This window comes from Stenotrophomonas sp. 364 (genome assembly GCF_009832905.1).
In the GTDB taxonomy this organism is placed as follows: domain Bacteria; phylum Pseudomonadota; class Gammaproteobacteria; order Xanthomonadales; family Xanthomonadaceae; genus Stenotrophomonas; species Stenotrophomonas maltophilia_AP.
Genome location: NZ_CP047135.1, coordinates 1660110 through 1679273 on the forward strand (window position 1 = coordinate 1660110; position 19164 = coordinate 1679273).

Sequence of the window (19164 nt, forward strand, 5' to 3'; positions counted from 1 at the left end):
CGAGCGCGAGCCTGTTTCAATGCTGTTACGCCAGCCGTGTTGCTGAGCTGTATCCAGAGGGATTTGTATGCGTACGTTGAGGGCGCGCTTGTCGGCGCGCGTATTCTTTTACTCTTTTCTGCTCATTGGGTTGGTCGGTCTATTCAGCCCGCTGTCCTACAACGTCCTTCCCGCGAACGCGATGTTTGAATGCGTGCTGCTGGTGTGTGCCGCCCTGATCGTAAAGATACCAAAGCGTTCGGTGATCGCGTTCTTCATCGGCTCCGTCCTCTATGTCGGCATATCGTATGTACTGATGCTGCTTTTCCAGCCGGCGCACATCCTCGATTTTGCCCAAGCCTACAAAGCGTTCTTCTACATCGCGCCGCTTTGCCTGTTCTTCGGTGCCAATGTGTTTTCGCGCTCATCCGCGGTGAAACTGCTGAAGTGGCTGCTGGTGATGTTCCTGGCCAAGTACGCATACTCGATTGCGTTGGATCTCACGCCGCGCATGGGGAGCAGGCCGGGTTTGTACGTTGAGAACAACTTCGAACTTATCTTCCTGATGCTGATGTTCTACATCCTCCGGAATGATCTCGGCCGACGGATGGTTCTCTGGTTTGCGGTGCTGGTGGCGATCATCGGCCTGTCCGGCTCCCGTAGCTCGGTGCTGGCGCTGCTGGTGCTTTTCTACGGCGTGTTCCTGAACCGCTTGACCCTGCGAACCTTCTTCTACATGGCCGGCCTGCTTGCGCTGGGAGGCGTGGCAGTGGCAATTTTTGTGCTTCGGTCCGACGGTGGGGGCATCCAGTCCATCGACCGCTACAACTTCATGATGGTGTTCTTGGGCGAGGTGGCGCATTGGCCCGCGTGGAAGTTCCTGCTGGGCAGCATGCCGCTGACCCCGCTGTCGAGCTATTCCTGTCAGAGCCTGTCCTACTATGAGGACCTGTTCAGTTTCTCCGGGGACGGCCACTGTTATTCGGTGATCCTGCACTCCTACTTCCTGAGAGCGGTGTTCGATCACGGCATTCTCGGCCTGCTGTTCCTGCTGACATTCATGGTGATGGCGCTGAAGAAAAGCGGCTACAGCCGTATCGAGGTGGTGGTCGTCCTCGGTATCGTATGCAGTTCGGCGTTGTCTGTTTCGGCGATGAACAGTGTGTTCGTCAGCCTGGCGCTCGCGCTCGCAATGGGCCTTCGCCGACCGATGGAGGCGCAGCCCCATGATACTCAGCCACTGCAGACCCAATAAGCAGCTCGCTGGAGGCTGCGAGACTCGCGCCTGCCGCCAGTGGTTCGAGCGCCGGTCACGCTATGCCGGCGCTCGCTGAGTCCGTCGTTCGTGCGAAGGGTTGTGCTGTTGTTGCATGGCGCTGGGGCAGGGTGGGACTGCCCGCCATGCGGCCGACTCAGTCGGCCGCCGACTTGATGTTGTCGTAGAAGAACCGCTCGTCCCGCTCGCCTGTCAGGTTGTACAGAGGGTACTTGCGATTGAGCATGGCGCCACCGTCGCGGATCAACGGAGCCCAGTTGATCGTGGCCTGAGAGCGCGTCGAACGGGGCAGTACCGTGTCGAGCGGAATGCTGAAGTAGATGCCCTTGTCGAAGCTGCCCTCGCCAAATTCGGCCGCCGACACGTTTGTCTTGGTCGCGTAAGCGCCCATGGTCATGCCATTGTCGAACACACGGGCCAGGTTGATCGTGGCGCCGTAGTCACCGGCCAGATAGCGCCCGGCCGAGAGCGATCCGACCACACGCTCCTTCGCGTCGAACGTGTAGTACAGCGTGGCATGGCCGGTGGTGATGCTGTAATCACGCAGTCCGAAATGCTGGTCATAGTCGCGCTGGCGCACGTAGTTCAGATTGCCGCCCACCGCCCAGCTTTCGCCCATGGGGCGGTAGAGCAGCTCACCGCCGACGCCCGCGTACATCCACTCCAGGTAGCCTGCATACGCCATGCCATAGATGTCGCGTCCGAGCCTGCGTGCAACATTGAGCTGCAGGTTCGGCATCATCACGTCCGACGTCGTGGAGTACTGGCGCAGGTCGGTGCGTACGCGCGGCAGGTTGCTGGGCGCGTCGAAGCGGAACTTGTCGTAGTTGTTGATGATGTCCGCGCTGACGGTGCCGGTCAGCCAGACATTGGGCCGGAAGAACACGCTGCCGCTGAAATTCGCTGCGACCTGGTAGAGGATGAAGCCGTCGGGACCGCCAAGGTTCTGGCGGTAGCCGATGCTGTAACCGCCGCCCCACGGCTTCTTGGCTTGGGTGTAGAGGACTTCGCGTTCAACATCGGCAGGCACGGAAACCTCGGTGCTGCGGCGCAGATCATCTTCGGTTGCACGCCCGTCCAGGTAGGCTTCAAAGGTGTCTTGCTTCATCGACGCATCGATGATCGGCATGCCCAGTCGCGTAGTCCGGAAGGTATACCAGTCGTATTCGCTGCCCACCTCGTTGCCCAGGATGCGTGCGGCGCGCCCCATGCCTTTTGCGTTGTGGTAGTAGTTGGCCTGGTAGCCGTCGATGTACAGTTCACTGCCGCGACGCGAGATCTGCTCGATGCGGAGACCGGCATTCTGGCGCAGTTGGCGGGCGACGCTTTCCCAATCGACTTCGGTACCTTGCGCCTGCGCATTTGCCACCGCGGACTGCGGTAGCGCATCCGGCTGTGTCGGGACGCGCTGTTTCAGCTTGACCGGCGCAGGGTCGAATGGCTTCGCCGACGAAGCGGCCTGCCCTGGATTGCCCCGGAACGTCAGCGAGAACATGGCCGCATCGCCGCGTTCCCACGCGGCAGCCAGTTCGATGTTCCGGTTCGGAACATAGACCAGGCCGACGTTGATGGGCGTGGACTGATTCAGGTTGTTCCTGCGGGGCTCGCGCTTGTAGTCATTACCGTCGTACTCCACCTTGAGCAGGAGCGCATCCCAGGGGGTTTGGTAGGTAATGCCGCCGAAGATGCCCACCGGCCCCTTGAACATGTTGCTGGCACCAAACTTGCCGGCGTCGTTGATGTTGCTGCCTGCGATGGGGCGGCGATCCTTGAAGCGATCATCAATCGCGCCAAGGGGGTTTGAGAAGTCCCCGCGGTTGCCGATGTAGCCGGTGGCCAAGCCGATGGAGGCATCCACCGGGCCAAAGTTCTTGCTGGCGACAAGATACTCACTGGAGAAGAAGCCGGTGCCGCCAAGGTCACGCACACCGAAGGCAAGGTCGGGTGTCCAGCGCGTTTCCTGCCAGAGACGGACCTTGAAATCGATCGACTTGTCCTTGTAGTTCTGGTCGCCGCTTATATCGGTTGAGCCGTAGCGGATGTTGGAGACGTTGATGTAGCGGAACGCACCCTCCAGCCAGGGAAAAGGCTGCATGGTTAGGTTGTAGCGGCTGTACGGTGAATTGTGCGAAGCAGTGAAGGCGATGTCGCCATCAGCCGCCATCCGTGCGGTGGGCGTCTGCAACAGTCCTACGCCGCCCCATTCACTCGCGGTGACGGGTGGTGCTTCCTGTGCATGGAGGCTGGCCGACAGGGCCAGCGCAAGCATCGAGAATGCAAGCGTCGTCGGACGCGTCGTCTTACGGCAGATCACGGTGTCAAAGCCTGTGTTGCGATGAACGCAGCAAAATCGGTGTTGAATGACGGGTCGACCTTGTTGATCTCGCGCTCGCGCAGGGGCACGTAGATGACCCCGCCCGGTGCAACCGTCTGGGGGTCGGCGCGGTTCCAGAGCGCGATTCCGATCCGCTGGACGACCATGTCCGGCTGGATGACAAACAGGTCGCTGGGGTCGGCCGCCTTCGTGATGGAGCAATCCCGAAGATAGTCGCGGGCATCGCGTTCGGGTTGGTGCGGCAACTCGCAGGCAGCGCCGACGGCACCCATAACGGTGATCGTCGTCGGACGGGGCGGAAAGTGTAGTTTGTCACCGGGCGCCAGCACCGGGTCTGCCATAGGTTGGACCTGCATCAGGCGTACATCCGTGGTTGCCAGAGGGACGCGCCCCGTGGCGTCGCGCGCGTCGATCCACTGCAGGAGTTGTTCGGCGACCTTCGCTATCTCCGGGCGTTTGTGGTCCTGGAGGTCGATGAGGTCGTGCTCGATACCCGCACGCAGACGCACCTGTTCAAGGCGATCGTGTTCGCGGAAAAGAGCGGCACCGGGCAGGTAGGCCTGGGTGCCAGGGCGCGCGGTTGCAAGCAGGCTCGAAACTCGCGCGCCTGTAGCGAGCGTGTAGTCGCCCGGTGCATGGACCTGTCCGTCGACACGGGCTATCAGTGATGCGGATTGTGCCATAGCCGTCCAGGTGGTGCACGACCACACAAGCCCTGTCGCCAGGGCAAGGAAACGCAACTGCATGTCTCAGTCCTTCGATGTCCGGTAGGGCTTGAGCTGAACCAGCTCAACCTCATAGTCCGGGCTCAGTTGTTGGCGGCTTTTCCAGATGAAGCCCGTCGCAGGATCGGCCCAGTAGATATTGTGGGCCCGCATGCCACCGTCGAGGCGTTCATCGAATCGGATCAGGTCGCGCTTGCGGCCCAGGATCTCCACCGACTCCAGCGGACCTCGTTGGACGGTGCCATGCGCCTGGACACCCATCCGGTAGCCGGGGATCCAGTCGTATTCACGCTGCACGGGCGCACTGCCTTGAAGGTGTGCAAGGTTGCTGAAAGGCGAGGGGCCAACGATACGCGAGTGGAGCTGGCGCCCATTGCCCGTTGTCCCCGTCAGCAGCCCGTTGGCATCGAGCTTGAACACGGCATGGTTGCCGGCATACCAGGTCTGCTGCCCTTCATCGACGAAGCCCAGCACCATAACGGCCGCCATGTCCGGCGCCTTCAGCTGTGCCTGTGGATAGGGCGTGGCTGCCACCTGCGCGGGTGTTGCCTGTACCCGACCCTGGAACAGCAGGCGGAACGAATCACTGGTGGCGCGGCTGCCCGTGGTGCAGCTGGCCAGCAGCATTGTGCTGGCCAAGGCGATGCACGACATCAGCACCATGGGCGCCTTGTGGCGCCGTGCGTGCACGTCAAAGGCTGCCATGTCAGTTGTTCCCGACTTCGCTCTCCGTGCGCGCAGCGGTATACAGGATGTTGCTGAACGGCAACAGCTGGTTCACGAAGCGATTCCAGCGGGTCACGCCTGCGGCACCGACGAAGACCACATCGCCAGGCTGCAGCATGAACTGGCTGCCGACGGCGAAGGCGGTGGGGGAACGAGCCTCAAGCTGGAACACGCGCGAGGGTATCGTCTGCAGGTCCTTGCTGCCGCGGATCACATAGACCGCATTGCCGTTCGAGGTTTCCTGGGTCAGCCCGCGGGCGCGACCCAGTGCCTGGTTCAGCGATACGTCGCCTGTGCGGAAGCTGTAAGCGCCCGGCAGATTCACTTCGCCGACAACGAAGATTTCTTTTCGGTCAAGGTACGGAATGAAGATCGAATCACCGTCCTTCAGGTAGAGCTGCCGGCCGCCATACTGCGTGGCGAGCGTCTCCAGGTTGACAGTGAAGGTGGCACCGCCGCGGCTCAGCTTGACGCCCGACAGGTCGGCCTGACTCGGGTTGAGGCCCGCCTGGCTGATCGCATCGGACAAGGTGAGGGGAGAGGTGCCCAGGGCAATGGGTGCGGAACGTTCCGCAGCGCCGGTCACCCACACGCGTTGGCTGCCGTAGTTGAGGATCGAGACGTCGACCTGGGGCGATTCGATGTACTGCGCCAGGCGGCGGCTGATCTCTTCGCGCAGCGCCATCGGCGTCTTGCCGCGGGCCTGCACTTTGCCGATGTAGGGATAGAACAGGGCGCCGTCGCTCTGCACCAGGCGGCCGGCAAGGTTGCCCTGCTGCTGGGAGCCGGCGGGGACGGTCAGCTCCGGGTGGTCCCAGACCGTGATGTACAGGACATCGCCCGTCCCGACGGTGTAATCGGCAGGCTGGTAATCGAACAGTTCGGGCGGAAGGACCTGCTCATCCTGCGTCGCGCGATCCATCGCGATGAGTTTTGGAGTGATGGTGACCATCTCCAGGGTGCGATCATCGCTTTGCCGGCCAGCCGATACATCGCTGTGACGCAGGTACTGTCCTGGCGCAAGCATGCAGCCGGACAGGGTGGCAGTCGCCAACAGGGCGACCGCAAGGCAGGTGAACTTCATGGTCATGTAGAGTCTGATTTTTCGGCGGGCATAAAAAACCCTCGCCAAGCATGGCCCGGCGAGGGCATGGATTCAGGCTTTGGCTAAATCAGCCGCCGGTGCCGCCGGTGCCGCCGGTACCACCAGTGCCACCGGTACCGCCGGTGCCACCCGTACCCGGGCCGCCCGGATCGGTGCCGCCGTTGTTGCCGCCATCGTCGTTCGAGCCGCTGGAGCTGTCGCCGCCAATGCTGTAGAGCACGGCGCCGGTAGCGATCACGCCGACGGTGGTGCCGGCGATGGCAGCGGTCGAGTAACCGGCAGCTTCGGTGCCAGCGATTTCAGCAGAGGTCGTGGTTTCGGTAGCAGCACCCGTCTGCTCAACCTGAGCGTCCTGGGCGAAAGCCGGGGAGGACAGGCCTACCAGGGCGATTACGGCAAGCATCTTCTTCATAGAACGGGTTCTCCTACTCCGTTAGGGGGTAATTCATCCCTATGATCACGGCTGAGCGCTTTTGATGTCAAGTCGCTGTGTGACCAGGGGACGGGTGGTTCAGTGGGGCGGATGCCCGGTGGCAAGCAGTAATAAGGTGTGTGGGCGCACAGTCCAAAGAAGGGTCAGGCAGACGCTGCCAACGGCCAGTGCGGCAGGGGTCCAGTACGGTCGGTGAAAATCGGCAGGAGCAGCGCCGCGGACTGCCCAGGCCGCGGCCAGCGCGCCCAACAGCCAGCCGGCGATGACTTCGGTCCAGGAGTGGGTATGCAGTGGCGGCCGGGATGCTGCTATGAGCGCGGCAAGGATCAGGCCGGATGCAGCAGCCAAGCACGGTCGCCGAGGGGTTGCGGTGGCGAACAGAACGGGCCACACGGCGGCGGAAAATGCGGCATGTCCGCTGAAGCCGGTGAACTGTGGTGACGTCAAGCCGATTCCCAGCCCCAGGAAGGCCAGCTTGCTCGTCAGCACAGCCGCACCGACAGCGCCAAGCCCCCATGACCATCGTCGATAGGGTGTCCTGCCATCCAGGTAACCAAGCAGCATCAACGTGACCGCAGCCGGAAGGAGCAATCGGCTGTCGCCAAGCAGGGAGAGGGCTCTCCAGAAGTAAGGATCCATGGACGGACAAATGCTGCGGGCAGGTGTGGGCACGGAAGGATAGGGGAGAAGCGGCCCCCCTACGTGTACGGTGGCCAAGCGGGATGGCCGCGTAGCCGATCACGCTGTATCCTTCACACCTCTTCCAGGCCCCGTAGCTCAGCTGGATAGAGCGTCCCCCTCCTAAGGGGAAGGTCGCCCGTTCGAATCGGGCCGGGGTCACCACAATCAAACGCTTGGGCCAGTGCATAGGGCGTTGTTGCTCTACATCGACAGATTCCCTTGTGATGTTGGCAAGGGCGCGCCTTTACGGTCGGGCCACGCGCAGGACACGTCAGACGACGTGGTGGAAAGTCAGATCAGGGCGGCACTGCAATGCCGTCATTCGTACGGTTCAGAGTGTGAGTTGACCCGCGCATCCGTCCGATACTCACATTCAATATCGCCCCCCCCAAAAAAACAATGAGTGGTCACCCGAAAGGAGCAAGGCCCATGTTGCAGGCGCGATCGACGTACAGCCTTTGAGTCTGTGGAAGCGGGCAAGGGACGATTGGGCGTTGCGAGCGACGTACGACCGAGTGGAAGGGCGGAGTGCAATTTCATGAGGCTGTGATTGCGCGTGTGGCAATCGTGCTATAAGACCGGCCTTCAAATGGCGTGGGCAGGCTGTGAGGAATCTCTACTGGGACGTGTGGAAGGGGCTCGCGATCGTCGCGGTGGTCGCCATACATGCGTGCGGCAGCGCACTGGCTTTCCCAGATGGGAGCGGTAACCATACGTTTGGCATCGTGCTGAGGCAGTTCATCAATTTTCCGGTGGCGCTGTTTGTCTTCCTATCGGGCATGTTCGCCCTTCAGGGAACCGCTTCCAGGAATTGGGTGGCCGGCATTCAAAGCAGGGTGAGGCGCCTGCTGGTCCCGTATCTCGTGTGGGCGGCTGTTTACACCAGTGCGAAGGCGCTCACGGGCAAGCTGGCTGTTGCGGATTTACCAGAAATGCTCGCAACGGGCACTGTGATTTCCGTCGGCTACTACGTGATCGTGATGCTGCAGATAGCCGTCCTCTCCCCGGTTCTCGAACGCTTGTCGTCAAACGCGCTCAAGCTGGCAATCCCGGTTTCCATCGTGGCGTCCGTCACGTTCACCTACGGTATCCGAACCATTGGATTTGATGGGGTTTGGTCGCAATTCCCCTACAACGCGCTGCCATTCTTCCTCTGGCTGCCCTTCTATCTGGCTGGGTTGGCATTTGGCCGGAGCGGACCGGCATTGTCCTCCAGCAACTGGCCGCTTTTGCTTGTGATGGGGCTTGTGTCGGCGGCGGCTTCCGTTGCTGAGGCATTCGTGTGGATTCCTGGCGCGGCAGACTTGGCGATATCACAGTTGAAGCTCTCTTCGATGATCACGTCCTTGTGCGTGTGCGCTATTGCGATTGCGCTGGCTCGCACGTGGACGCGGGTGAGCGGTTGGCGACGCATGCTGAGCTGGCTGGGGGCACGCAGCTTCTATTTTTACCTTTCGCACATGCTCGTACTTGGCGTCGTTCAAGCGGGACTGCGTCGAATCCCCGGTATGGAAGCCATGCAGCCTGCATTCGTGAGTGCAACTGTGATCATCACCATCACGTTATGCGCAGCCGGGGCGATTGGCTTCGAGTTTTTGGTCAAAGGCCGCAGAAATGCTCTGCGCTGGGTGGGGATAGCTTGACGCCTGCAGAGTGTTTACGGCAGTGAAACGTCTCCCTTGACGAGCCCTCCTCACAGCCGGCTCGATGGCGATACAGGCGGGTGCTGCGACTTGATAGCCAACGGACCCAAGTGCCCGCACCTTCCGTGAAAAGCTCGTTTCAACTGAAGACGGCGGGAGGCTATTCCCGCCTCCGCAAGATGTCCTCAAACACCACGCTGCTGATGGCCTGTCTCGCCTTGCAGCCTGGGCAGCGCATTGCAATGCCCCCGGGCACCGCCAGCAATGTTGATTCGTCCGCGGCAGTGAAGTGGTGGTTGCACTTGAGGCAAGACGCGGTCACGGACGTGACACGCGCTGCGCGATCGCTGGAGGGCTCGCGATCGCCAGCAACTTCAATCAGATGGAAGACACCGGTGGAGGACATCGTTGACTGACCCGTTGTCTTGTGAAGGAGTGGGGCAAGTACACCAGCGCACGTGTACTGCGCCGGTGTAGCCATGGTCAACGCCAGGTGTAGAGCGGAGTTCGCCCAGTTACCGCATCGAACGAATACCATGTTGCCCGCGTTGCAGCTCGCGGCCTGCCGGTATTCGCTGGCCGTCACGGCCCTGCGCTGACTACGACTTCTTCCTGCGCGCGGCGCGAACAGTCGTCGCCCATTGTCCTCGTGATCATCTAGTCGCAGCCGCCGCTGCGGGGGCAGGGTGGCTGGCGGGCAGCGCCGTCCCCAGGTGCCGCGCAAAAAACCTCGCCATCACCCGATACGCCTGCTGGCTTTCCGGCAGCTTGGCATCCAGATGGAACGCGTGCCCCAGACCCTCCCACACATGCAGGTCCGACACGCGCTCCAGGTCCACCAGCCGGCTGTGCATGTAGGACACATTGCTCAGCTCCGCCGCGCGGGTGCCGGTGATGAACAGTGTGGGCGGAAACTGCGCCAGCAGCGGTTCGTAAAACACCGGCGAAACCAGCGGGTCGCGGAAGTCCACGTCGCCGTAGTAGAGGTCCTCCATGATGGGCAATGTGCCGTCGGCATGGGGTAGCAAGGCGTCGTTGATCGCGGCCATGACGTAGCGCGAGTCGCCGCCGTAACGCGCATCGCCGCCCGCGCAGAACAGGCCGGCAGCGCCGGGCATGGGCAGCTTCTCCTTGGCGAACCAGGCCAGTGATTCGCCGGTGAGCACGCCGCCGGCCGAGCAGCCGAAGATGCCGATATGCGCGGCGGGCATCCGCGCCAACGCCGCCCGGTACACCGCTGCGACATCCTCGCTGGCGGCAGGGAAGCGGTGCTCGGGACCCTGGCGATACTCCACGGCAAGCACGGTCATGCCCGTCATCGCCGCCACCGGGATCGCCTCGAGCAGGCCCAGGCTGTCGGCGCGGCCGAACACGAAGGCGCCGCCATGCAGTTCGATCAGCAGGCGTCGGTTTGCGGGGTCAGCCGGTGCGCTCTGCGGCTGCACGCGCACCACCGGAATGCCGCCCCAGGTTTCGTGATGCAGCTCTACCGCGAAACGCTTGCGCAGTTCGGCGATCTCGCCATACGCCCACTGGTCGGCACCCTTGCGGATACTGTCCAGCTGCGCAAGGACGGCCGCATTGTCCAGCTTGGCCGTGGGATCACCATGGATCACTGCGCCGCGTACGCTGTCCTGCGCCTGCGGGCTGAGGTAAGGCGACACGGGCAATGCGAAGCTGGGCACCTGGCGGACACCCTCGGCAGGTGTTTCGGCGTGCGCGCCGGCAGCCAGCAGCAGGCACAGCGGAAACGTTGACATCCATTTCGAAACAACCATGTGCAGGGTCCACGCTGGGGGAATGCCGTACAGGATAGCGCCCGGCGTGGCCAGGTACTAAGGGTCACCCTCCCGATACGTGCACGGTGCCGTCGCCGGTTGTTTACGCGCCACCGGTGATGCTGTGTCACCCCATCCGTTGGAGCTACCCGATGAGCGTATCGCCGCATTCGCCGCCCGGCGCGCCCACTACGCCCACGCCAGGGTCGCCTGTTGCGCCGCCCGTGGAAGTACCGGTAAGCCCGGAACCGCCGGTGCAGGAGCCACCGACCGAAGCGCCGCCGCAAGGCGATCCTCCCGCGCAAACCCCGCCGCTGGAGGCGCCGCCTGAAGGCGATCCGGCCCCTGCATCGCCACCGGTGGAAGCGCCGCCCGCGCCGCCGCCTGGGCAGCAGTAGGCGCACAACGGGTGCGTTGACTCAGTCCCGCGACGGGGGCGCCTCATAGTCGGACGGGGTGACCTTGCCGTCGTCCTGTTCCGGCATGTCCTTGTCCTTCCACCGGGCGTCGTCATTGCGGACGGTGTCAGGCGTGAACGCCTTCTGCTGATCGTCTTCAGGCGTGCCGCGTGGGTGGGTGGGTGTGTTCATTCGCTGACGCCTGTGCGGGTGAAGTTGGAGCATCCTGCCGCCCGGGTGAACGTACCGTCGCTCCCCCTCAACATGGCGCACACGGTTGAGTCACCCCCCCCGTACGCGGTACGGCGTAGCAATGGTGCATCCCTCACTGGAGCAGCATATGCGCGCTTTGACCTACCACGGCAGCAAGGACGTCCGTGTCGACACCGTCCCCGATCCGGTGCTGGCGGCCCCCGACGACCTGATTCTGCGCGTGACCGCCACCGCGATCTGCGGCTCGGACCTGCATCTGTACCGCGGCAAGATCCCCGACCTGCACAGCGGCGACGTGCTGGGTCATGAGTTCATGGGCATTGTCGAAGAGGTTGGCAGCGGTGTGAGCGACCTTCGGCCGGGCGATCGGGTCGTGATTCCGTTCGTGATTGCCTGTGGCGCCTGCTTCCATTGCCGTCTTGCCGAATTTGCCGCATGCGAAACCACCAACAGCGGCAAGGGGGCGGCGATCAACCAGAAAGGTATCCGTCCGCCGGCGGCGCTGTTCGGCTATAGCCACCTGTATGGCGGCGTGTCGGGCGGGCAGGCAGAGTTCGTGCGCGTGCCCAAGGCCAATGTAGGGCCGTTGCGGATTCCTGACGGGCTGTCCGACGAGCAGGTGCTGTTCCTGTCCGACATCCTGCCCACTGGCTACCAGGCGGCAATCAATGCCGGGGTCAAGCCCGGCTCCAGCGTGGCGATCTTCGGCGCAGGGCCGGTGGGCCTGATGAGCGCGGCGTGCTGTCGCCTGCTGGGGGCGGAGACCATTTTCATGGTCGACCACCTGGCGTATCGCCTCGACTTCGCGCAACGCACCTACGGGGTGACGCCGATCGACTTCACGCGTGTCGATGATCCGGCCGAGTACATCGTCACCCAGACCAACGGACGCGGCGTGGATGCCACCATTGAGGCGGTTGGCTTTGAAGCCGAGGGCAGTGCGCTGGAAGCCGCGCTGACCACGCTGAAGGTGGAAGGCAGCAGTGGCGTGGCGATCCGCCAGTGCATCGCGGCCACGCGCCGCGGTGGCACGGTGAGCATTCCCGGGGTGTATGCCGGCTTCGTGCACGGCTTCCTGCTCGGCGATGCGTTCGACAAGGGCCTGACCTTCAAGATGGGGCAGACCCACGTGCAGAAATTGATGCCGGAGCTGCTCGACCATATCGCCGAAGGCAACCTGGACCCCGGGGTGATCGTCACCCACCGGATGCCGCTGGAAGAGGCGGCCAAGGGTTACGAAATCTTCGACCGCAAGCAGGAGGATTGCCGCAAGGTGATCCTGACGCCCTGAGATGGCCGCGAGGATGGAGAGGGCAATCCCCACTGCGGAATCACCCGCGTTGATACAGCAGGCGCGTGCATGGCTGGCCAGCCATCACGCATTGCCGCCACCGGGAGGAGGCGACACGCTGGAGCGCTGGCGGCACCTGGCGCACCTCGGCGCGCGGGACCTGTGCCTGGCCAAGGTGCTTGAAGCGCATCATGACGCCGAGGCGATTCTGCAGGAGCTGCAGGCGCCACCGTTGGCTGCAGGGCAGCTCGCTGCGGTATGGGCCGCCGAGGGGCCCGCGGCGACGCTGGCCTTCGATGCACGCAGCAGCACGTTGAGCGGCACCAAACCGTGGTGCTCGGGCGCCGGGTGGGTGGATACCGCGCTGGTGACGGTGCGGACAGACGGGAAATGCCGCCTGTACCGTGCAGATCTACGGGGTGCACGCATCCAAAGCGACGTGCAGGACTGGCAGGCCACCGGGATGGAGCGGATTCCCAGTGCCACCGCCCACCTTGACCAGGTGCCTGCCGTGGAAGTCGGCACCGCCGACGCCTACCTGCAACGACCGGGCTTCTGGCACGGCGGCGCGGGCATCGCCGCGTGCTGGTATGGGGCGGCGACGGCGCTGGCCGAGCCGCTGCGGTGCAGCGCCAAGGCAGCCGAACCGGGCGTGGTGGCTGCGTTGCTGGGGCAGGTCGATATGACCCTGTCTGCATGCGCGGCGCTGCTGCGTGAGCTGGCCGCCCGGATCGACGCGGACCCCACGCGCGCCCACATGACCGACGTGGTGAGGGTGCGCAGCGTGGTGGAGCGCGGCTGCGTGCAGACCTTGGACCTGGTTGCGCGGGCGTTGGGACCGGGGCCCATGTGCATGGACCCGGCGCACGCCCGGCGCTGGAGCGACCTGACCGTGTTCATCCGGCAGAGCCATGCCGACCGCGACTGGCAGCAGCTGGGCATGGACTGTCACCGGGAGGGGCAGGGATGGACGCTGTAGCGCGCCACATCACCGGTGGCGGCGTCACCGAGGCCCAATGGATGGCGTGCGACTGGCTGGCTTCGCTGCCGGCATCCAATGTCGCGACGCTGCTTGCCGACCATGCACGGCTGGTGGTGGTGTCGCCGCATCCCGATGACGAAGTGCTGGCCTGTGGTGGGCTGATGGCGCAAACGCAGGCGCTCGGGCTGCCGGTCGTGGTGATTTCCGTCACCGATGGTGAAGCCTGCTACCCCGGTCAGCCGGCGTGGCCGCCGCATCGGCTGCGCTGCGCGCGTCAGCAGGAGCTTGCGCGCGCACTGGGCTGCCTGGGTCTGGTCGATGTGGATCATCAAGCCTGGCACATCGGCGACGGTGAGGTGACCGGCAGCGAAGCCGCGCTGGACGCGCGCCTGCACACCGTGCTGCGCCCCGGCGATCTGGTGCTGGGGCCGTGGCGCCTGGATGCGCATCCAGACCACGAAGCGGTGGGCCGTGCCTGCGCGCGGGCCGCAACGTCGCGTGGCTGCGCGCTGCGCGAGTACCCGGTGTGGGGCTGGCATTGGCTGGATCCGCGCGACGCGCCGGGCGTCTGGACACCGGCAACACGGTTCGCGCTGAGCCCGCAGGTCCTGCAGCGCAAGCGCGCAGCCATCGCGCAGTTTTCGACCCAGCTGGGTTCCGTGGACGGACTGGACTGCGACCCCATCCTGCCACCGGCGGTATTGCAGCGTTTCGAACGCGCCTACGAGGTCCTGATCGGATGAACACAACCGCCTACTTCGACGCGCTCTACCAGCAGGAAGATCCGTTCGAGTACCGCACCCGCTGGTACGAGGCGCGCAAGCGTGCGCTGACCCTGGCCAGCCTGCCGCGGGACCACTACCTGCGGGGCTGGGAGCTGGGCTGCTCCAACGGGGTGCTTACCGCTGCGCTTGCGCCGCGCTGCGCGCAGTTGCTGGCCACCGACCTGAGCGAGCAGGCGGTGACGGCGGCGCGCCTTGCCTTGGCCAGGCACGTGCATGTGCGGGTCGAGCGCGCAGAGCATCCGCGGCAGTGGCCCGATGGCACCTTCGACCTGATCGTGTTCAGCGAGCTGGGCTACTACCTGGACCCGCCGACGATGCAGGCGATGGCGGCGCGGCTGGCTGCGTCGTTGGACACGCAGGGCGTGCTCGTCGCCTGTCATTGGCGTCCCGACTTCGCACAGGCGCGGTGCTCGGCGGAATTCGTGCACGCGCAGCTGGACGCGTTGCTGCCGCGAGCGTTCTCTTGGAGCGATGCCGACATGCTGCTGCAGGGCTGGTCGCGCGACCCCCGCTCGGTCGCCGCGCACGAGGGCCTGCGATGATCGCCGCAATCGTTCCGGCGCATAACGAGGAGCGTCTGATCGGCCCGTGCCTGCAGGCGCTGCAGTCCGCCGCGCGGCATCCCGGGCTGGCGGGCGAGGCGGTGGCGATCGTGGTGGCGCTGGATCGGTGCAGCGATGCGACGGCTGCGGTCTGCCGGCGCTTCGGCGTGCACGTGGTACGGGTGGAAGCCGGGTGCGTCGGCGTGGCCCGGGCCGTGGCCAGCGAGCATGCGCTGTCGCTGGGCGCGCGTTGGATCGGCTGCACCGATGCCGACAGCCGGGTGCCGGCCGACTGGCTGTGGCGGCAGGTGGCCTGCGAGGCCGGCGCCTTCTGCGGGGTGGTCAGCGTGGATGACTGGCTGGACTACGCGCCTTCGGTACGGCAGCAGTTCCTGCTTGGCGAGCGGGCGCAGGATGGACATCCCCATGTGCACGGCGCCAACATGGGATTCAGTGCAGCGGCGTACCGCGACAGCGGCGGCTTCCTGCCCCTGGCCACCGGCGAGGACGTCGCGCTCATCGATGCAATCCAACGCAGCGGCGCGCGGGTGGCGCGGCTGGCAGCGCCCCAGGTGGTGACCAGTGCGCGTCGGCACGCGCGGGCAAGCCATGGCTTCAGCGATTTCCTCAAGCGCCTTGAGCGCAGCATCGGCGATGCACCCGCATCTTCCGGTCTGGCGGTGTGCGCCACGGGCACCAAACCGGCGGGGGCGTGCTGATGGCCGCTATCGATCTGCTGGGGTGGGCTGCGACGGCGGTGCTGGTGGCGACCTTGTGGCGCCAGATCTGGAAGCAGTGGCGCGCCGACGATGCCCAGGCGGTATCGACGTGGCTGTTCATTGGCCAGATGACCGCCTCGGTGCTGTTCATTGCCTACAGCATCGCGCTGCATTCCTGGGCATTCGTGGTGACCAACAGCCTGGTGCTGGCCACCGCGATTGCAGGGCAGTGCATGGCTTGGATGAAGCGCCGACGCGCGCTGTCGTGACGGAGCAATCGCGCATTGAACACGCCGAACAAACAACTGTATTTCGCCGTGCATACCTCGCTGAATCGTGTGTTTTCAGTGTCACGCCGACTTCATCGGCGATGCGGAAAAGTGGACCCACCCAAGCACGGGCACCCCGCAGAAGCGGGCATCCCGACACCACAGGAGCATCACCAGTGACTACCGAAACCAAGACCACCCACACCTTGAACGACCTGATTGAAATCGCCCGCGACGGCAAGGATTTCTACACCGAAGCTGCGGGCAAGGTGAAGGATGCCGAACTGTCTGCGCTGTTCACCCGCATCGCCGGGGTGAAGGACGAACTCGTCCGCTCGCTCAGCGCCACGGTTCTGGCCGCCGGTGGCAAGCCGGCCGACCACGGCACGGTGGTGGGTTCGATGCAGCAGTTCTACGGCAAGGTCCGCGCCACCCTGGGCGACACTCAGTATGGCTATGTTGCCGAACTGGAAGAGTCTGAAGACCGTCTGCTGAAGGCGTTCAAGGACACCCTCACCGACAGCGACACCACCCCGGCTGCCCGCCAGGAAGTGCAGCGCTTGCTGCCGCAGGTGCAGGAATGCCATGCGGTGATGCGCGACCGCAAACATGCGATGAAGCACTGACACCTGGCAATACGGGCGCGTTGACCGGCGCCAGATGAACACGCGCACACAGCCCCGGGATTCCCGGGGCTGTCTGCGTAAGGGGGCCGGACGCCGCCGTACGGGGGGTGGGGATTTGGTGCATACTCGATCGAAAGGCCTGACTGGATCTGTTATGGAACACATGCGTTGGCTGACACTTCGGCTTGGCAACAATCAATCCATCGGACCGAAGGTGCTGTCGGACCTGTGGTCCAATGCCTGTGAAACGAATCAGTCGTCGGTGACCCGCGATACGATGCCGGGCAAGTCCACGTCCTATGCGCTGCATGCGCCGCTGTCGCTGGCCTACCCGAAGCGCGCCGAACTACGCATGCGCAAGCTGCTGGAAGAGGCGGGCTACACGTTCACGCTGGGCTCGCTCGCCGACCGTCCCGCACCGCAGCCGGTGCGCGCGCGCTGACCCATCACGGCGGCGAAAGCCGTCGCACCATGATGCGCACCGGAAACCCGCCGGCGTGCTGGATCGACTCCAGCGGTTCCCATCCCAGCCGGCGGTACAGGCCGCCATCGTCGGCTTCGGTCTGCAGGTACACCTCGCGCACGCCCTCGCTGGCGGCACGTGCCATCAGGTCGGCGATCAGCGCCTCGGCGATGCCCTTGCCGCGTTGCGTGGCATCCACGTACACGCCGCCCAGCCAGTGAAGACGTTCCGGGCGTTCCTCGCGTTCGTGGAACTTCAGCTGCGCGGCCGCGACAGGGCGGTCACCCTGCATCGCGATCAACAACATCGGCAGGGCGTCGGGCTGCAGGAATACCTCCAGCCGTTCGCATTCGTCGGCCAACGTCCTACCAGGCACGTGGTGTCCCCACTGCGCGAAGTACCAGGCCGCGACCTCCGGCAGCAGCTGGGGCCGGTCGCTCAACGTCACCCGGAGCAGGGCGGTCACGGCGCAGCCGGGTAGACGGCGAGGATCGCGCAACGCGACAGCGTGCGGTTGATGGGCGGTTCCGGCAGGGGCCCACGTTCGGAGATTGCGACCAGGATGGGGTCCACCGTGGGGATCACTTCCAGCCGGTCGCCCGGGTGCCCGCAGATGACGCCGGTATTGAAACCGGAATGGAAGCGTACCTGCGGCGAATGCACCAGCTCGCCGCAGGACGACGCCACTTCAATGACGTAGTGCCGGTGGCCACCGGAATAGCGCGGGTTGGTTTCCACGGTGAAGCCCTGCGGGCTTTCGCTCCAGCTGCGCACGTGGCGGGTGTTGAAGCAGTACGACGGTGAACCGCGGAAGGTGCGCCGATGCTCGGTGACATTCACCGTGCCCAGCGTAACCGGGCGCGCAACGCCGCTCTGCTTTGCGTGCTGTGCGAATTCGCGGCGGCTGATCCGGTCCACCGCGGTGATGGGGCAGGCTGTGTCGCCGGCAACGACCCGTTCATTGCCGGTGCCACAGACCCAGCTGTCGACAGCGGCAATGCGCGGGTCTTCGGCGGCGAGCAGTCCCGGGCAGGCGGCGCTGAAGCGCAGCCGCCACGGTGACTGGTCGCGATCCAGCAAGGTGATGCTGTCAGGGCTGCTCTGGTTCATTTCCAGAAGGCCCTTGGCGTCCATGCAGTGCGGGCCCGGCGCAGTGCGCGCGACGGACACCGGGGCAGGGGATTCGGCGTGGGCGGTGGTCAAGGGAAGACCCACGGCCAGGAGCGTGAGCAGGGTCGGAAACCGGCGGCGCTGTCGCGTAGGCAGAGTGGAACGGGTCGTCACGGCATGCACTCCTTGCTGACTGGACGGTTCCGACTATATCACCGGCCCGCACAGCCCTTGTTGCACCGGGGTCATGTGGCGCGCAGACTGCTTGTTTCCCGGTTCCGCGCGCTTATCGCCATGTTCACCGCTGCCTTCAACCTGCGTCGCTACGGTCGCACGTCCAGCGTGGACCGGCATGACTTCGCGCAATGGGTGGTGCCGCTGCAGGGCGAACTGGCCTTCGAGCTGGAGGGGCGCGGCGCACGCCTGGACGTGTGGCAGGGCGCGTTCGTGGCGCCGTCGGCGGGGCACGCGCAAAGCGCGCTGCAGGATGACCGCTTCCTGATCGTGGATTGCCCGGCCGCGCTGCTGGATGACGACACTCTGCAGTGCCTGGCGCAGCAGCCGGTGTTGGCGCTGCCTGCGCCGGTACGTGCGATGGCGCGCCGGGTCTGCGTGGCGGGCGCCGGGCAGATCGACGCTGCGGTGGTGGCACGCGAAATGCCGCTGCTGCTGCACGCATTTTCGCTGGCCGGCAGTGCGACGCGCCTGCAGGCGGTATGCGCGCGCATTGAACGCCAACCAGGACACGCGTGGCCGGTGGAGCGCATCGCGGCCGAGGTGGGCGTCAGCGTCAGCCGCGCGCATGCCTTGTTCCGCCAGGCATTCGGGTTGAGCCCACAGGCCTGGCTGAGCAGCTGCCGGCTGCGCTGGGCGCGCGGGCAGTTGGCCACCACCGATGCGACCATCGCCCAGATTGCCCAGCACGCTGGCTATTCCGAGCAGAGCGCACTGACCCGGGCGTTGCGTCGCGAATGGGGCATGAGTCCGGCCGAGTACCGGCGCCGCCAGCGGCAGTAGCCTGGGTCAAGATTGCTACCGCGCCGATGCCTACACTGGCGCCTTCTTTCCGGCAGCGGTGCACGCAC

21 protein-coding genes and 1 tRNA gene are annotated in these 19164 nt (G+C 64.8%); 12 read left to right on the plus strand and 10 right to left on the minus strand.

Features of this window, described 5'->3' with window-relative positions:
* Positions 1 to 88: 88 nt before the first annotated feature.
* Positions 89 to 1234, plus strand: a complete 1146-nt coding sequence (locus tag GQ674_RS07760; RefSeq protein WP_159496598.1) for a hypothetical protein — start codon at positions 89 to 91, stop codon at positions 1232 to 1234.
* A 157-nt stretch (positions 1235 to 1391) separates the two neighbouring features.
* Here the strand turns inward: GQ674_RS07760 and GQ674_RS07765 are convergent, their stop codons facing one another.
* The 6 genes from GQ674_RS07765 to GQ674_RS07790 all read right to left on the minus strand — a co-directional run bounded on the left by GQ674_RS07765 (position 1392) and on the right by GQ674_RS07790 (position 7218).
* Positions 1392 to 3569: a YjbH domain-containing protein gene (locus tag GQ674_RS07765; protein ID WP_236546222.1), complete on the minus strand. Its 2178-nt coding sequence runs from the start codon at positions 3567 to 3569 to the stop codon at positions 1392 to 1394.
* The gene (locus GQ674_RS07770; RefSeq protein ID WP_159496599.1) at positions 3566 to 4336 is read right to left on the minus strand and encodes a capsule biosynthesis GfcC family protein; all 771 of its coding nucleotides are present in this window, start codon (positions 4334 to 4336) and stop codon (positions 3566 to 3568) included. The genes GQ674_RS07765 and GQ674_RS07770 overlap by 4 nt, the downstream gene beginning before the upstream one ends.
* Before the next feature lie 3 nt (positions 4337 to 4339).
* Positions 4340 to 5020: a YjbF family lipoprotein gene (locus GQ674_RS07775; protein WP_159496600.1), complete on the minus strand. Its 681-nt coding sequence runs from the start codon at positions 5018 to 5020 to the stop codon at positions 4340 to 4342.
* Between the two features lies 1 nt (position 5021).
* Complete coding sequence (locus tag GQ674_RS07780; protein WP_159496601.1) at positions 5022 to 6131, minus strand: polysaccharide biosynthesis/export family protein; 1110 nt, start codon at positions 6129 to 6131, stop codon at positions 5022 to 5024.
* A gap of 82 nt (positions 6132 to 6213) precedes the next feature.
* The gene (locus GQ674_RS07785; RefSeq protein ID WP_159496602.1) at positions 6214 to 6558 is read right to left on the minus strand and encodes a hypothetical protein; all 345 of its coding nucleotides are present in this window, start codon (positions 6556 to 6558) and stop codon (positions 6214 to 6216) included.
* A gap of 99 nt (positions 6559 to 6657) precedes the next feature.
* On the minus strand, positions 6658 to 7218 hold the full coding sequence (locus GQ674_RS07790) for a phosphatase PAP2 family protein (protein ID WP_159496603.1): 561 nt from the start codon (positions 7216 to 7218) through the stop codon (positions 6658 to 6660).
* A 127-nt stretch (positions 7219 to 7345) separates the two neighbouring features.
* Between GQ674_RS07790 and GQ674_RS07795 the strand changes: the two genes are divergently transcribed.
* A tRNA-Arg gene (locus GQ674_RS07795) sits at positions 7346 to 7422 on the plus strand.
* A 443-nt stretch (positions 7423 to 7865) separates the two neighbouring features.
* Complete coding sequence (locus GQ674_RS07800; protein WP_159496604.1) at positions 7866 to 8903, plus strand: acyltransferase; 1038 nt, start codon at positions 7866 to 7868, stop codon at positions 8901 to 8903.
* A gap of 653 nt (positions 8904 to 9556) precedes the next feature.
* Here GQ674_RS07800 and GQ674_RS07805 read toward each other — a convergent pair.
* Together GQ674_RS07805 and GQ674_RS21495 are read right to left on the minus strand one after the other, a co-directional pair.
* Positions 9557 to 10663 carry an alpha/beta hydrolase fold domain-containing protein gene (locus tag GQ674_RS07805; protein ID WP_159496605.1) on the minus strand — a complete coding sequence of 369 codons (1107 nt, stop codon included), beginning with the start codon at positions 10661 to 10663 and terminating at the stop codon, positions 9557 to 9559.
* A gap of 437 nt (positions 10664 to 11100) precedes the next feature.
* The gene (locus GQ674_RS21495) at positions 11101 to 11271 is read right to left on the minus strand and encodes a hypothetical protein (RefSeq protein ID WP_201290229.1); all 171 of its coding nucleotides are present in this window, start codon (positions 11269 to 11271) and stop codon (positions 11101 to 11103) included.
* Between the two features lie 148 nt (positions 11272 to 11419).
* Here GQ674_RS21495 and GQ674_RS07810 point away from each other — a divergent pair, with 148 nt between their 5' ends.
* The 8 genes from GQ674_RS07810 (at position 11420) to GQ674_RS07845 (ending at position 16948) form a co-directional block, all read left to right on the plus strand.
* Positions 11420 to 12583: a zinc-dependent alcohol dehydrogenase gene (locus GQ674_RS07810; protein ID WP_159496606.1), complete on the plus strand. Its 1164-nt coding sequence runs from the start codon at positions 11420 to 11422 to the stop codon at positions 12581 to 12583.
* A 13-nt stretch (positions 12584 to 12596) separates the two neighbouring features.
* Complete coding sequence (locus tag GQ674_RS07815; protein ID WP_236546223.1) at positions 12597 to 13562, plus strand: acyl-CoA dehydrogenase; 966 nt, start codon at positions 12597 to 12599, stop codon at positions 13560 to 13562.
* A complete protein-coding gene (locus GQ674_RS07820) occupies positions 13550 to 14308 on the plus strand; it encodes a PIG-L family deacetylase (protein ID WP_159496607.1) in 759 nt (252 codons plus the stop codon). The genes GQ674_RS07815 and GQ674_RS07820 overlap by 13 nt, the downstream gene beginning before the upstream one ends.
* Positions 14305 to 14892, plus strand: coding sequence for a class I SAM-dependent methyltransferase (locus GQ674_RS07825; RefSeq protein ID WP_159496608.1), 588 nt, complete (start codon positions 14305 to 14307; stop codon positions 14890 to 14892). Before GQ674_RS07820 ends, GQ674_RS07825 begins: the two co-directional genes overlap by 4 nt.
* Positions 14889 to 15611 (plus strand): glycosyltransferase, encoded by a 723-nt coding sequence (locus GQ674_RS07830; RefSeq protein WP_159496609.1) that lies wholly within the window; start codon positions 14889 to 14891, stop codon positions 15609 to 15611. Before GQ674_RS07825 ends, GQ674_RS07830 begins: the two co-directional genes overlap by 4 nt.
* Positions 15611 to 15880, plus strand: coding sequence for a PQ-loop repeat-containing protein (locus GQ674_RS07835; protein ID WP_159496610.1), 270 nt, complete (start codon positions 15611 to 15613; stop codon positions 15878 to 15880). Before GQ674_RS07830 ends, GQ674_RS07835 begins: the two co-directional genes overlap by 1 nt.
* A gap of 176 nt (positions 15881 to 16056) precedes the next feature.
* On the plus strand, positions 16057 to 16506 hold the full coding sequence (locus tag GQ674_RS07840; RefSeq protein ID WP_128097293.1) for a PA2169 family four-helix-bundle protein: 450 nt from the start codon (positions 16057 to 16059) through the stop codon (positions 16504 to 16506).
* Between the two features lie 154 nt (positions 16507 to 16660).
* Complete coding sequence (locus tag GQ674_RS07845; protein ID WP_128097292.1) at positions 16661 to 16948, plus strand: hypothetical protein; 288 nt, start codon at positions 16661 to 16663, stop codon at positions 16946 to 16948.
* Between the two features lie 4 nt (positions 16949 to 16952).
* Here the strand turns inward: GQ674_RS07845 and GQ674_RS07850 are convergent, their stop codons facing one another.
* Positions 16953 to 17435: a GNAT family N-acetyltransferase gene (locus tag GQ674_RS07850; RefSeq protein ID WP_236546224.1), complete on the minus strand. Its 483-nt coding sequence runs from the start codon at positions 17433 to 17435 to the stop codon at positions 16953 to 16955.
* The gene (locus GQ674_RS07855) at positions 17432 to 18253 is read right to left on the minus strand and encodes a hypothetical protein (RefSeq protein ID WP_159496611.1); all 822 of its coding nucleotides are present in this window, start codon (positions 18251 to 18253) and stop codon (positions 17432 to 17434) included. The genes GQ674_RS07850 and GQ674_RS07855 overlap by 4 nt, the downstream gene beginning before the upstream one ends.
* A gap of 120 nt (positions 18254 to 18373) precedes the next feature.
* Here GQ674_RS07855 and GQ674_RS07860 point away from each other — a divergent pair, with 120 nt between their 5' ends.
* A complete protein-coding gene (locus GQ674_RS07860; RefSeq protein ID WP_159496612.1) occupies positions 18374 to 19096 on the plus strand; it encodes an AraC family transcriptional regulator in 723 nt (240 codons plus the stop codon).
* Positions 19097 to 19164: the final 68 nt, after the last annotated feature.